This is a genomic window from Janthinobacterium sp. PSRC1-1 (assembly GCF_049897525.1).
Lineage (GTDB): Bacteria > Pseudomonadota > Gammaproteobacteria > Burkholderiales > Burkholderiaceae_D > Janthinobacterium > Janthinobacterium tructae.
In genome coordinates this window covers 204,158-216,933 of the sequence record NZ_JAFCWK010000003.1, presented here as the reverse complement: position 1 = coordinate 216,933, position 12,776 = coordinate 204,158, and the positions used below count along the sequence as shown (strand labels likewise).

The window sequence follows — 12,776 nt, the reverse complement described above, 5'->3', positions numbered from 1 at the left end:
AAGAGCGCAGCAGGGCACAGCAAAAGAGGGGAGTTACGGCGGCCGGGTTACGGCGGCGCGAGGATCGGGATAGTCATCAGCAGCCCGCAGTCAGGTCCAGGGCCAGCTGGCTGGTGGCTGCCGTGCGCGCATGCTGGGACATCGGGATGCGGATATCCGGCTTGGGCATGGCGGACAGCGAGAGGGTGCGCAGTACTTCCAGGCCTGCCACGAAGGAGTGCCCGCAGTCGGGGTTCTGGCACATGTAGGTGATTTCCTTGAACATGGCGGACATCGTGCGGCTCTTGACGGCGCGGACGGTGTATTCGCAATGCGGGCAGGGCAGGCCGATGACTCTCATTTCAGCTTTCTTTCCACTTGGTACAGGGCGCGACCGCGACCCGTCATGTTTTTTGACTGCTTGCGTAAGCGCGACTTGACGAGCCATTCAGCTGCCTGATCGATACTTGCCAGCCCCTGGCGCTGGCGCACGAGTTCCAGCACCGCGCGCTCTTCGTCATTGAGGTTAATTTGATGGTCTGGCATTTTCTGTAACTTTAGAGTTGCTCAAAAGTGACTCGGTTTAAACGCTGCGACGCTGTACGCTGTCGATGGTGGCGTCATCCAAGGCGATCACGGCCAGGGCTTCGCGCATCACGATCTGGCGCACCAGTACCGCAAGCTCTTCGCCCTGGTAATTGGCGATCGAGGAAACGAGCTGGTGCTCGTAATCGTCCAGGCGCAGCATGACGCGGTGGCTGCGGATACGTTTTGCATCGGGGTACATGACGTTGTCCTTAGTGGGTGGGTTTGGAGGCGAGTTCTCGCTTGTAGTCGGCGAGGCCGCGCAGGATCAGGAAGCGCAAGAACCATGCACGGGATCGTTGTTGCGCAGCTGCAAACGCTTCAACTTCCAGCACTTCATCAGGCGCCAAGCGGACGCCCAGAGGTTGCGAAGTGACGCCCTTGGTAGTGCGCCCGGTTTTGGATACGTTTTTCATAATGTTATGATGTGTAATCGCTACAGGATGGCGTAACTATAGTATGCAAAAACATACTTGTCAACATAGATGTATGGATAAAAATATTTTTGGTGATAGATTAAGGCAGGAGCGAACTCGGCTTGGCCTTACACAAGAAGCGTTCGCGGCAATCGGTGGCGTGAAAAAACTCGCTCAGATTAACTATGAACAGGGAAAGACCTTACCTGATGCCGGCTACTTGGTCGCATTGGCAGGCGTGGGGGTAGATATCGCATATGTGATGCTTGGCGTTCCCACAAGTAATTCTTTGACTGATGATGAGAATGAGTTGCTGGTAGGTTATCGGCGATTAGATTTGCGTGGAAAAGCGCGCGTGCTGGGTGTCGTAGAAGGCATTTCCGATCTGCCAGCTAGCCCGGTTGGGAAGCCTGTAAAACGGCACACTCAGGTCATAGTTCATGGTGAGATTGGTCAGCAGATCCATGGGAACATAACCGCCCCTCAGACGATTCACGTTGGCCGTAAAAAAAAATGAGCGACGCGCTTGGTCGAGGGGGGATAAGCACTCCCGAACTGGGCGAGCTCTAACGTGGAGTTTTATACATGTCATCATGTGCGCGTTTTTATTTGGCTGGCCGCTTTACAAATGTAGCACTGAGATTGACTTATTATCCTTGCTACTAAGAAATACCTGTCTTTACGATGGTAAAGCTTATACGGTCGGCATTGTCATCGAAACGGCGCCAGGCACTAGATGTGAGTGCTCCGCTTCCAGGGATACTGCGGCTAGCTGGATTGAGGCTCGCCTGAGTTAACTTGAGTGTTAGTAGGAATATTGATATGTGTCGAAAAAGCGTTCGGGGTGGTCACGGAGATATAGATGGCCAGGGATATTCGAAAGTATTTATCTCGATGCATGAGGCGTCACATCCTGCATCGACTCTTCCGCGCCGCCGGTTAGTGGGCGCTGGCGGCTATATGGGAGCCATTGCGTGGTGAAGCGGCAGGTGGCCCGTTTTTCGGCGTGGCTTGCCCATCTCGTGAGGGGCCAAGCTGACGCACAAAGGACGGAACGTCCTGACGTCGGGATTGGGGCGGAGGCGCCAATCCGAAGTGCGTCAGAGGATCGCATGAGGAGGGTCGATTTCGCTGGGCGCATAGCCAGTGTGCTCTCGGAGCTTAGCCTGCGTGAGGGCAGAGTATTCGCAATCCGTGGTGGCTGGGGCTTCGGAAAGTCCTCTCTTAAGAACTTAATCACCGAGAGGCTTGTAGCAAGGAATGACGGAGCGGACTGGGTTGACTTTAATCCTTGGCAGTGGGGTGACGGCGACGCGATCGCCCGTGCGCTCTTCAGCCAGATGGCGGATCGCCTAGGGGGCGAACATTCGAAGGCAGCGCTTGAGCGCGCCGAGGCACTGCGACGCTATGGCGGGATACTTACAGGGGCTAGCGCGCCACTGAAGGAGGCTGGGGGATCGAGTGACCAAATCTTGACGGTACTGACGAGCGTGTCGGTGGTCGCCGTCGCTTCGGCCATAGGTTTCGATCTCCCGAATGTAGCGAAGGTGGCGGCTTCTCTTGCCGTTCTCTCGGTAGGTGCGTCCCTGCTGGGACGCGTACTTTCACATTTCGGACGAGACCGCAGCGGAGAGCCGCTCGACAAGGTGCGAGAAGTGCTGGAGTGTCGCCTTCGCGAACTCGACCGGCCGCTTGTTGTCTTTGTCGACGATATCGACCGGCTTGAGCCTGAGCAGATCAGAATACTTCTCCGGCAGGTTAAGGCGAACGCGAACTTACCCAACATCGTTTTTGTGCTTATGTTTCAGCCCAGCATCGTAGAACGGGCACTTGATCCGGTCGCCGATGACGACGGACGTGCCTTCCTTGAAAAGATAGTGCAGACTAACTTCGACCTACCGGCGGTTCCTGTGTCGATTGTGCACCGCATCTTCGCCGAGGAGCTCTCCGAACTCCTTGATCCCTATGCGAACGAGGCGAACGGGTTCTCAATGAAACGCTGGGGAAACGCCTTCGTCGGCTGCATCCAGCCCATGCTGCGCAACGTGCGGGACGCGCGCCGACTGATCTCGTCTATTGCCGTGCACTTGCCATTACATGTGGCCGGTGACGTTTTTGAGGTGAACGTAGTTGATTTTATTCTTCTGGAGACTCTTCGGGTCTTCGAGCCGGACCTCCATCAATCATTATTTACAGAAAGAAAGCTGGTTCTCCAAGAACATCGCAGTTCAGGATATCGCAACGCGGATGAGAAGGACAAGGCGGCGGCCGAACAGCTTCTCAAGTTAGCATCGGAGGAACGCTGCATCGTAGTCCAGAAGTTACTCAAGAACCTCTTCCCGCCACTCGAATGGGCATACGGGGGGGCGAACTACTCAGATGGCTTCAGTGCTGCGTGGCTGACTGAAAAACGGGCTTGCACCGCGCGCTACTTCCCGCGTTATTTCGAACTCCAGACGGCTGCCGGCGAGTTGTCGGAGCATCGTTTTGTCTCGTTTCTCGAGGCGACGAGTACCGAAGCCGGGCTAGTTGCGGCAATCGCTGCCGTTGAGGCCGAGGACCTTTTGCACTCGCTCGTCGCGAGGCTCGATGAGTCTTTTCAACGCCTGCCAGTAGAGCATGCTGCCGTGCTGCTGCCCGGCATGTTTGGAATTGCTCAGAAGCTCGCAGGCCGGAATGACCTCGGTCCTTTCGATTCATCGTGGTATTCAGCATGGCGTGCGACGAGCTGTTTTCTGACCCGGATCCCGGAAGGTCTCCGAGGTGCTCTGGCAATCGAGGCACTCCGCCAGACCAAAGCACTGTCCGTCGCTGCGATCTTGATCCATTTGAACGATCCCGCCGATCAGAGGCAGGGCGACGTCTTTGAGCCGACGCTCGACCATAACACCGTTATTGCAATGAAAGTCGAATGGTTGCGATTGATGAGGCTCCAGGCCGCAGATGGGGCCACATTGATCGCCGAACAGGATCTTCTATCCCTGCTCTACCGATGGAAAGATTACTCGGGTTCGTTAGATGAAGCGCGTGATTGGGTGGTGGGGGCGATCCAGACGGACGAGGGCTTCGCAAAGATGTCTTCGCGCTTGATGGGTAAGAGCACAAGTCATTCGATGGATGATCATGTCAGCACTTCGAATAACATATTCAACAGAACGACGATCGAAGACTTAATTGGTATTGACGCGGCGAAGACTAGGTGCGATTCGATAGACCCTAAAAAATTTCCCGAGCACGAGGAGGCATTAACAACGTTGCGAGGTTTCCTTAAAGACTGGCTTGGCTAAGAGATAGCGACACCTTTTTCATGTTTCAAATGCCTAGATTAAGCAAAGCCGTGTGCTGTCTACTTAAGTGCGAAAAAAGATTTCGTGAGCATGACCGAATAACTTTCAAGAAATATTCATGGTTCTGGAGACATGCCGCCTATCGCTCCATAATGAACCTAGAATCGATTTCCTAACAGATGTTCAGCGGTGCTTGCGAGTGCAAAGAGAGAACCTAAAAATGATAAAAAAAATCAGCAAGACACAGAAAGCGCGGCTGCTCGGCTCTTTCATTCTTCACTCTCATGGAAAGGGAGAGATCGTCGACCAAGAAAAGTTCTTTGCCGAAATTGGACAACTTTTTTCGAATGGGAACGTTCTTGTGCAGCAACTATTTGAGTTGAACAATGAGCGCATTGTCGACTACGATGAAATTGGAGAAGATGGATTTGCGCCGATTATCATGGTTGGATGTACCGAACGTACTCATGAGCATCTAGCTACACTTCTTCAGGAAATAGATGAAGATATGGAAGACTTGCGGCGCCGTTTGGCTGAAATTTTAACCTTCGATCCGGAGCGGTTAAAGAATGAAATATCCGGTGCAGAAGCGCAGATTAAAAGTGCGCGAAGGTTGGCAGAAGAGAGTCCTCTACTTAAGCCACTTCTTCCGCAAATATCAAGCATTGAGAAACATTTTCACGGTGTTGCTGCAGTGGCCGACAAGTATGAGGATGTGTATAAAAATATCATTCGTCCGGTTCAACTTGAGGGTCAATCAGGAGTCAAAGCAACCGTCCAGTGGGCAATTATCAGTATATTTGTTTCAACATTGATTTCCGTATTTTTAGGTAATTGGAAGGATATTTTAGAGATATTTAGAAAACTGCATTGAAGTATTCATCTTGAGCATGATTCTTGTCTATAAGTAGAATTTCCATTTGCATAATGATTCGAATGTTGCTTTGGCGTGACAATGTAGGCTTGAGGTAAGGGTTGAAGTTCATACTATTTCTTTTTTAACCCTCACTTGCTCAAACTACAGTGGTACCTCGTTATTCTCGCGGATGATATCCCGCACTTCTTCAATACGCTTCCACGTATTCAATGCCGCCCGCTTCGCGGCCTGCTTGCTCTTGTAAGTGTGCTCCAGCGTCTTGAGCGTGCCCGTGGCGCCAACTTGCTCCTGTCCCGATTTTTTCTTCTTCGCCGCCACATCCTTCCACTTCGCCACCACGCCCGTGACGCCTTCATCCGGGTCTTTCTCGTCCTCACGTTCGGCCTCGACCGCTTCCGTTTTCGTTTCAAACTCCACGCGCGTGGTAAAGCCGTTGCCGCCCAGGCTGTGCGTGACCTTGACCGATAGCCATTCGGTGGCGTCGATCTCGGGCTTGAAGCCTTGCACGGTGACGGGCGATTGCGGGAACACGGCCGGGTTGCCCAGGGCCAGGCTCATTTCAAAGGTGGCCAGGCCGCGCAGGATGCGCTGCCATTCGGCCACGGCCGCCGCGCGCGCGTCGGTTTCGTTGGCGAAGGTGGTGCGAAGGCGCTTGCTGTTGCCGGGCACGCCGGCCACCACGCTGCGGCGGCGCGCATAGCGCTCGTCGTGCCAGAAGGCGCGCACGCCCGTGTAGGCGTCGCTCTCGGCGCTGTGGTAGCGGTGGCCGTCGCCCAGGGCGCGCGTGATGGGGATGACAGGCAGCGCCTTGCCGCTGGCGGTGCGGCTCTGGTTGATGGGGATGAAGAGCAAGGTGTCATTCTTGACGGTGGCCACCGCGTCGTATTTCCTGCCCAGCCGGCGCAGGAAGGCCGCATCGCTCTCGTGCGTCTGGTCGATGTGCTCGACGACGGTGTCGCGCAGGCGCGCCGACACGCCCGACGCCAGCTCGTTGCGAAAGGCGATGGCCTCGATGATGGCGCCCAGGGTGGTTTTGTGAAAGCTGTGTTCCTGCTGCTGTTTAAACGTGTCGATCAGGTTGGCCGACCTGGCGCGCAGGGTGATGGTGTCGGGTGCGCCGCTGTGCTCCACCTCGTCGACGGTGAACTTGCCCATGTCCACCAGGCCGGTGGCTTGCCAGCCCAGCGCCAGGGCGATCTGCGCGCCGCGCGGCGGCAAGGCCAGCTTGCCGTCGCTGTCGTCCAGGGAAATGTCGAGCTGGTCGCTCTCGTCGCCACGGCACAGGGTCAAGGTCAGATTGATTAGCCGCGGTGAAACGATGGAGGTCAAATCCTTGTCTTCGATGCTGACCTTGAAGGCGGGGATATGCTCGCTCATTTGAACTTGTCCGCCGCGCTGCCGATGGCGCCGCTGATGCTGCCGCCGATCTTGTCTTTCATCTCGCTGACCACGCCGCCGTATTTCGAGGTGATGCCGCCGACCACATTGCCGACCACGCTGCCCACGGCATTTTTGGCCGCGCCCGCGATGCTGCTGGTCATGCCGTCGATGCTGAGCATGTTTTTCAGGTCGCCGATGTCGCCCAGGCCGACCATGGCCAGCACGCTGTCGTCGTCGCGCTTGAGCGCAATCGAGAACTCGACGCGGCGCGCGCCGCCGCTGCCGTCGAGGATGGTGCGGCCTTCCGTCATGCTGGTGATGCGGTACGAGCCGAGAATACGGCCCGTGCCCTGGATCAGAATCCACGATTTACCGGTGTCGGCCATCATGCGCAGCGCATCGAGTGAGTACAGGGAGCCGGTCAGTTCCGGCGCCACCCAGCCCGACAGGGTGATAGTGTCGTCGCCTGGCCCCACGTACTGGTGGGCATCGCGCAGGCCCACGCGGGCCGTGCTGGCATGCTTCCATTCCGTTTGCCGCTGCAGCTCGTGATAGGCCAGGGTGGGCAGGCTGAAAACGAACATTCCTAAAATCATCATCATGGTGTGCTGTTCTTTCTTTAATCGTGGTCGCGCAGGGACGAGCGGATGCGCGCCGCCTTTTCGCGGTCGCGCTGATCGAGCGCCACGCTCACGGCGCGCGCGATGGCCTGGGGATCGGTGCCGGCCTGCACGTGGAAGGTGATTTCGATCTTGTCGCCCTGAATCGTCATGCCGGCGCCGAACCCGCCCACGGGCAGCGGGGCGCGCGTGTCGAAGGCGCTTGCGGGTAATGCCGTGGCCGTGCCGATGGCGATGCCGGCCCCCAATTGCGTCAGGCGCTGCGCCAGGCCCGATACCTTGGCAATCGGCGCGCCCTCGCTGCGGTCCAGGCCCAAGGCCAAGCCCTGCATGGTGTAGTCACCCAGCTGGGCAAACACACGGCTCGGGCTGTGAATATCCAGCTTTTCCTTGAACCAGGCAATGGTGCTGGAACCGGCATTGCTGATGGCGTCCTTGACGGCGCCCATGGACCCGGTGATGCCGTTGACCAGGCCGCGCAGGATGTTGGCGCCGAACTCGGTGAACTGGGCCGGCAGCTTGACGCCGAACCAGCTCAGCACGCCAGCAAACGCCTGATAAAACACGCCGACCGGTGACCAGTTGATAATCAGGGCCGTGATGCTGCCCATGCCGCCGGCACAAACCGTGCGCAGGCGCGCCCAGATGTCGGCAAAGAAGGTGGAAATAGGCGCCCAGGACGCGGTGATGCGCTGCAGTATGCTGGCGCCGAAGTCGGTGAACGTGGCCGGCAGCGTGATGCCGAACCAGCCCAGCACACCCGCGAAGGCACGATAGAACAGGCCCAGCGGTGACCAATTTGCGATCAAGGCGCTGACGCCGCCAATGCCGCCAGCAAAGGCTGTCTTGATGTGCGACCAGATGCCTGTGAAAAACGCCTTGATCGGTTCCCAGTATTTATAGATCAGATAGGCGGCGCCCGCAATGACCGTGATGGCGATGCCGATCGGGTTCATCAGAAGGGCGCGGCCCAGCCACAGCACAGCGCGTCCCGCCCACATGAAGGCGCCGCCCAGGCCACGCAAGATGGGCGTGAGCACGCCGCCCTTCACGCCCATCTTGGCGAACATGACGTGCAGCATGGCGTACGGGCCGATCAGGGCGGCAATGCCCAGCATCAGCGGGCCAAGCACCAGCAGTACGCCGGCCAGCACGGCAAAAGCGGTAATCATGACCTTGGCCACGGTCGGGTTGCGCTCCATGAAGCCATTCAGGCGCGTAACGGCGGAAATCGCCAGCTCCAGCCCTTGCGCGTACAGCGGCAGGATTTTTTCGCCCATGGTCAGTTTCAAGTTGGCCAGCTTGGACTGTGCCTCCAGTTCCTTGCCGGCCGCCGAGTCGCGCCCCAGCTTTTCCAGCCGGCCGATATCGGCAGCGCCACGGTTGAGTTTTTCATTTTTGTGGATCTGCACGCGCTGCAAGTACATCTGCGAATACAGGTTCGACGCGGTGCGGTTGGAAAATATGCTGCCGATGGCGTCGAGCACCTGTTTCTTTTCCGTGATGCCCTTCTTGGCCAGTTGCGGCAACAGCACTTTTTCCAGCCATTCGAACTGGTTTTCGCGGAACAGTTCCGCGCCCAGCAGCGCGCCGGGATCGAGGAACGAGACTTGCCCCGCCTTGTCGTGCTTGACCTTGCTCTTGTCGCCGATCAGGCCGAACTCTTCCAGCTTCTTGGCCGAACGCTTCGTCGTGCGGCCCTGGTACAAGTTCTGATAGGCGCTCATCAGGGACGTGCCGACGCGGTTGCCGCTCATTTCCTGCACCAGCGGCTCCATCTGGTAGTAAAAGGCATCATCTTTCAAGCCTTTGGCCGCGATGCCGCCCGTCTTGATCATGTTCAGCCATTCATTCGGGCCGACGCGCCCGCCCGTGGCGGTGATGACCTGCTGCACGATATTTGCCTGGGCTTCGAACTTTTCCTTGCTCTCCAGGCCACCGCGCAGCTCGATCACCTTGAGCATGTCCATGAACTTGCGTTCGTTGTCGGCGCCTTCGGCCTCGCCAAAGAAGGCGTGATTGGCAAACTTCATCTTGGCCAGGGTAGGGGCGACCATTTCCGCGTGGTGCACATCGGCAAAGGCGCTCATGCCGTCGCGCATCAACTGCAGGTTGTCGAGCTGGCTGGTGCCGTAGGTTTTCATGTTGCGCGCGAAGGCGACGGCCTCGGCTGACACCTTGTCGCCCAGGCCCAGCGCGTTGACGCGTCCCACTTCCGTTTGATAGTGCTTGGCCTCGTTCAGCCCCTTGACGACGGGCGCGCCGATGACGGCGCCCGTGGCGGTCGCGCCTGCGCCGGCCATGGCCAGATTGCCCGCCTTGTTGCGCAGCTTGTCCGCGTGCTGGGTGGCATTGGTGACGCGCTGCTGCTTGGCGGCCGCGTTGGCCAGCTTCTGCTGCTGCAGCGTCATGGTTTTGTTGGTGGCCTCGATCTCGCGGCGCAAGGTGCGCTCGTGGTTGGCCAGGTCTTTGGTGCCGATGCCGGCGGCGCCCAGGCGCTCGCGCATGACCTGCAGTTGCTGGGCCTGCTGCTGGCCTGCCGTCTTCAGGGCGCCGGCCGCTTTGGTGGCGGCGTTAAACTCACGCGTCATGGCGCGCGTGGGCGCCTCCGCCTGTTTCATCTTGACGGCCAGGCTGGCCACTTTCTGTTGCGCTGCTTCCAGCTTGGCGCGCGTGGCATCCAGGCCGCCATGCAACTCGCGGAATTTGGCGATGTTCTTTTGCTGGACGTTCAAGTCGCGCAGGCGGTCGCTGGTCGCTTTCAGCGCCTTGGCCGTATCGCTGGAGCCGCCCATGATCTTTTTCAGCGGGCCGGTGATTTTGTCCAGCGCTGCAAACACTACCTGTAACTTCAAATCCCGACCAGCCATCTATTCCGCTCCGCTTCGTTGCCGGGCGCGTTCGCGCCAGGCCATCAGTTCATCAATCGTAAAGCCGTCCATCGCTGCCGGCGTCCAGTGGAAGACGCCGGCAATGTCGGCCATGGCGTCTTCTACTTCGCCGGGGATACCGAAAGGCGATCGGCTTTGCTCGCCAAAAAACCGGCAACCTCGGCGCCCACGGCCAGGAGGTCGGCCGGGTCCATGTTGGCGATGTCGTGCGCGGTCAAGGTCGGCTCGGTGATGCGCGGCAGCACGATCTGCAATGCCGACACGTTCAGGTTGGCCAGCTCGATCAAGGAAATGCCGCGCAGTGCGCCCGCCTTGGGTTTGCGCACGGTCAGCGAGGTGATGAAGGTGTCGCCGCGTTTGATCGGCTCGTCCAGTTCGATGACAGCTTGGTTTTGGGTATCGTTGTGCATGGTGTTGTCCTGGTAGGGTGTTGGTAAGTGAAAAGGGGATTACAGGCCGATGGCCTTGCGGATGGCGGCATTCGTGTCGCCGCCGCCGAAGTTCTCGGTGCCGCTCATGAAGTCCAGTTCGATGACGGTGGCGCCGTCGATCATCAGCTTGTAATAGCTGCAAGCCATCGTGTATTTGTGGGTGGTGTCGTCGCCCATCTTGGCGCCGCCCATATCGATTTCCTTGTAACGGCCGCGCACGACGACCTCGACGGCCGCGACGGTGCCGTCATCGTCTTCCTGGTAGGCGCCGGCAAAGCGCAGTTGCACGGCGCCGTGGGCGTGCGCACCGTACTGTTTCAGGGCTTCGGCGATCAGGCCGCCTGCGCTCCATTCCAGCGACAGCGCCTCGTTGCCGAAGTCCACGGACACGGGGCCGCTCATGCCGCCGGCACGGTACTCTTCCATCTTGCGGCTCAGTTTCGGCAAGGTGACTTCGGGCACCATGCCCATGAAGGAGACGCCGTTCTGGAACAGGTTGAAGTTTTTCAGTTTGCGGGGCAGGCCCATAATTTCTCCAGTATTTCAATGTGCCCGCGTTGGCGCGGGCAGGTTGGTGATAGCGATTACGCGGCGATGCGCGACGCGAAGTCGGCCAGGTAGCGGTCGGTAATGCGCTGCTGGAATTTCAGGTTTTCCAGCGGCGGCACGGGCGTGTAGTCGTAATCGATGGCCAGCTTGCCGTCTTTCAGCGCCGTCTTGTCGTTGTATTGCTCGTCATACCAGGCGTGGCCGTCGATGATGTAGCCCTGCAATTTCAGGTCGCGGAACTTGGCGTTGATGCTTTCCAGCAGATCGCGCACCAGGGACGGATGCAAGGGCAGGTCGACAAAGGCGAAATGCGCTTCGGCGATGGTGTCGGCCAGCACCTGGGCCGTGCGCGTGTAGCTTTCAAAATAGAAGAAGCCGCCCGGCGCCTCGCAGGTGCGCGAACCCCAGAAGCGGTAGCCGCCCATGTTAATCAGGGTCGTGACTTCCTTGGCGTTGAGCACGCCGGCATCGGTGGCCGGGTCTTGCAGGTCGAAAAACACGTCCTTGGTGATGCCGGTCGGGCCGTTGACGACGACATTCGACAGCGTCTTGTGCCAGCCCGTTTCCTCGTCGATCTTGGCGCGCAAGCCCATGGCGTAGGCGACGGCGGAAATGCTGGCCTCTTCGTCGGTGGCGGTATCCCAGTTCACGAAATCGGGCCAGATGACCATCACTTCGCGCTGGCCGAACTGGCCGCGATAGGTGGTGGCCGCCGTGACGGTGGCGCAGCCATATGCCGATGCATACACGAAGGCGCGCAGGCGCTGCGCCACGCTGGCCATGGCATTGGTGACGGCCTGGGTGTCCAACCCCGGCGCGCCCAGGATGCGCGGTTTGACGCCCAGTTTGCTTTGTGCCGCCAGCAGCGCTTGGGCGCCCAGGTACTTGCCATCGGGCGAGACGCCGCCCACGGCGTTGCTGGTGGTTTCCGCTTCCGTCTCGCCCTGGTCCACGCGCACCACGATGGTCAGCGGTTTGGTCTGCGCGGCGATGGCCGCCAGGCTGCGATACAAGGTGCCCGTCTTGCCGGCCTTGCCCATGGCGGCCAGCACGTTGGTGACGAGCACGGGCGTGTCGAGCGGGAAGGCGGCCGGGTCGGCATCGTCGGCCGTGGCGATCAGGCCCAGCACGGCGGTGGACACGGTGCGGATGGGGCGCGAACCCTCGTTGATTTCAATGACGCGCACGCCATGGTGGTAGTCGGTGGGCATAGGGCTCTCCTGGTGAGTGGTGAATGTCGGGTGTTACTGGCTGATGGCGGCCGGTGCCATACCGGCATCGGCGAAGGCTCGCCGTGCCTCATCCGGCAAGGCGTCGGCGATGCGCTGGAATTCGGCGTTGACGGCCGCTTGCAGCGCCTCGATGTCCTGCGCGGCGGCAACCGTCGGGCAGATGGTGATGTCGAGCAGCCAGGCGCGCGCCGCCGTGATTGCTTGAACGGTGTCGGCGTCGCCGTCGGCCATGGCGGCAAAGCCGATACCGGCCAGGCGGTTGAGGATCGCGTCGCGCGCCTGGCGCACGCTGGCCAGTATCGGGGCGGCCAGAACGGCAAACGGTGGCGGCGGTGGTGCGGTGATACTCCACTTGCCGCCGGATTTCTTGCGGATGGTTGCGCCGGCGGTGATTGCCTCGCGCAGCATGGCTTCGTCGTCGGGCGTCACCTCGACGCCATCGGCCGGCCAAGTGCCGGCCTGCTCGTAGTCGGCACGCATATCCTCGGGATAAAACCCCCGCGTGGTATTGGAATAGAAGATCGTCATA

General features: G+C 59.1%; 15 protein-coding genes. 3 read left to right on the top strand and 12 right to left on the bottom strand.

Features of this window, described 5'->3' with window-relative positions:
• Positions 1-76: 76 nt before the first annotated feature.
• From ACP7DW_RS07475 to ACP7DW_RS07460, 4 genes are read right to left on the bottom strand one after another with little or no spacing between them, the layout of a single operon-like run.
• Entirely contained in the window at positions 77-340 is a 264-nt protein-coding gene (locus tag ACP7DW_RS07475; protein WP_071079002.1) for an ogr/Delta-like zinc finger family protein, read from the bottom strand.
• Entirely contained in the window at positions 337-525 is a 189-nt protein-coding gene (locus ACP7DW_RS07470; RefSeq protein ID WP_035820911.1) for a hypothetical protein, read from the bottom strand. The genes ACP7DW_RS07475 and ACP7DW_RS07470 overlap by 4 nt, the downstream gene beginning before the upstream one ends.
• Before the next feature lie 37 nt (positions 526-562).
• Positions 563-766 carry a hypothetical protein gene (locus tag ACP7DW_RS07465; RefSeq protein WP_035820909.1) on the bottom strand — a complete coding sequence of 68 codons (204 nt, stop codon included), beginning with the start codon at positions 764-766 and terminating at the stop codon, positions 563-565.
• A gap of 10 nt (positions 767-776) precedes the next feature.
• On the bottom strand, positions 777-980 hold the full coding sequence (locus ACP7DW_RS07460; protein WP_426054701.1) for a hypothetical protein: 204 nt from the start codon (positions 978-980) through the stop codon (positions 777-779).
• Positions 981-1,053: 73 nt separating this feature from the next.
• On the opposite strand from ACP7DW_RS07460, the gene ACP7DW_RS07455 reads away from it, so the two are divergent.
• The 3 genes from ACP7DW_RS07455 to ACP7DW_RS07445 all read left to right on the top strand — a co-directional run bounded on the left by ACP7DW_RS07455 (position 1,054) and on the right by ACP7DW_RS07445 (position 5,141).
• On the top strand, positions 1,054-1,497 hold the full coding sequence (locus tag ACP7DW_RS07455) for a helix-turn-helix domain-containing protein (RefSeq protein WP_426054702.1): 444 nt from the start codon (positions 1,054-1,056) through the stop codon (positions 1,495-1,497).
• A gap of 595 nt (positions 1,498-2,092) precedes the next feature.
• Positions 2,093-4,267, top strand: coding sequence for a KAP family P-loop NTPase fold protein (locus ACP7DW_RS07450; RefSeq protein WP_426054703.1), 2,175 nt, complete (start codon positions 2,093-2,095; stop codon positions 4,265-4,267).
• Positions 4,268-4,487: 220 nt separating this feature from the next.
• Positions 4,488-5,141 carry a hypothetical protein gene (locus ACP7DW_RS07445; RefSeq protein WP_426054704.1) on the top strand — a complete coding sequence of 218 codons (654 nt, stop codon included), beginning with the start codon at positions 4,488-4,490 and terminating at the stop codon, positions 5,139-5,141.
• 144 nt (positions 5,142-5,285) lie between these two features.
• On the opposite strand, the gene ACP7DW_RS07440 is transcribed toward ACP7DW_RS07445, so the two are convergent.
• From ACP7DW_RS07440 to ACP7DW_RS07405, 8 genes are read right to left on the bottom strand one after another with little or no spacing between them, the layout of a single operon-like run.
• Positions 5,286-6,521, bottom strand: a complete 1,236-nt coding sequence (locus ACP7DW_RS07440) for a phage late control D family protein (protein ID WP_426054705.1) — start codon at positions 6,519-6,521, stop codon at positions 5,286-5,288.
• Positions 6,518-7,126, bottom strand: a complete 609-nt coding sequence (locus ACP7DW_RS07435) for a phage tail protein (RefSeq protein WP_426054706.1) — start codon at positions 7,124-7,126, stop codon at positions 6,518-6,520. Before ACP7DW_RS07435 ends, ACP7DW_RS07440 begins: the two co-directional genes overlap by 4 nt.
• 17 nt (positions 7,127-7,143) lie before the next feature.
• Positions 7,144-10,014 (bottom strand): phage tail tape measure protein, encoded by a 2,871-nt coding sequence (locus ACP7DW_RS07430; protein ID WP_426054707.1) that lies wholly within the window; start codon positions 10,012-10,014, stop codon positions 7,144-7,146.
• The gene (locus ACP7DW_RS07425; RefSeq protein WP_071650284.1) at positions 10,015-10,128 is read right to left on the bottom strand and encodes a GpE family phage tail protein; all 114 of its coding nucleotides are present in this window, start codon (positions 10,126-10,128) and stop codon (positions 10,015-10,017) included.
• An 8-nt stretch (positions 10,129-10,136) separates the two neighbouring features.
• Positions 10,137-10,445, bottom strand: coding sequence for a phage tail assembly protein (locus ACP7DW_RS07420; protein ID WP_426054708.1), 309 nt, complete (start codon positions 10,443-10,445; stop codon positions 10,137-10,139).
• 39 nt (positions 10,446-10,484) lie between these two features.
• A complete protein-coding gene (locus ACP7DW_RS07415) occupies positions 10,485-10,994 on the bottom strand; it encodes a phage major tail tube protein (protein ID WP_426054709.1) in 510 nt (169 codons plus the stop codon).
• A 56-nt stretch (positions 10,995-11,050) separates the two neighbouring features.
• Positions 11,051-12,226, bottom strand: a complete 1,176-nt coding sequence (locus ACP7DW_RS07410) for a phage tail sheath protein (protein ID WP_426054710.1) — start codon at positions 12,224-12,226, stop codon at positions 11,051-11,053.
• A gap of 33 nt (positions 12,227-12,259) precedes the next feature.
• Positions 12,260-12,775 carry a hypothetical protein gene (locus tag ACP7DW_RS07405; RefSeq protein WP_426054711.1) on the bottom strand — a complete coding sequence of 172 codons (516 nt, stop codon included), beginning with the start codon at positions 12,773-12,775 and terminating at the stop codon, positions 12,260-12,262.
• Between the last annotated feature and the right edge of the window lies 1 nt (position 12,776).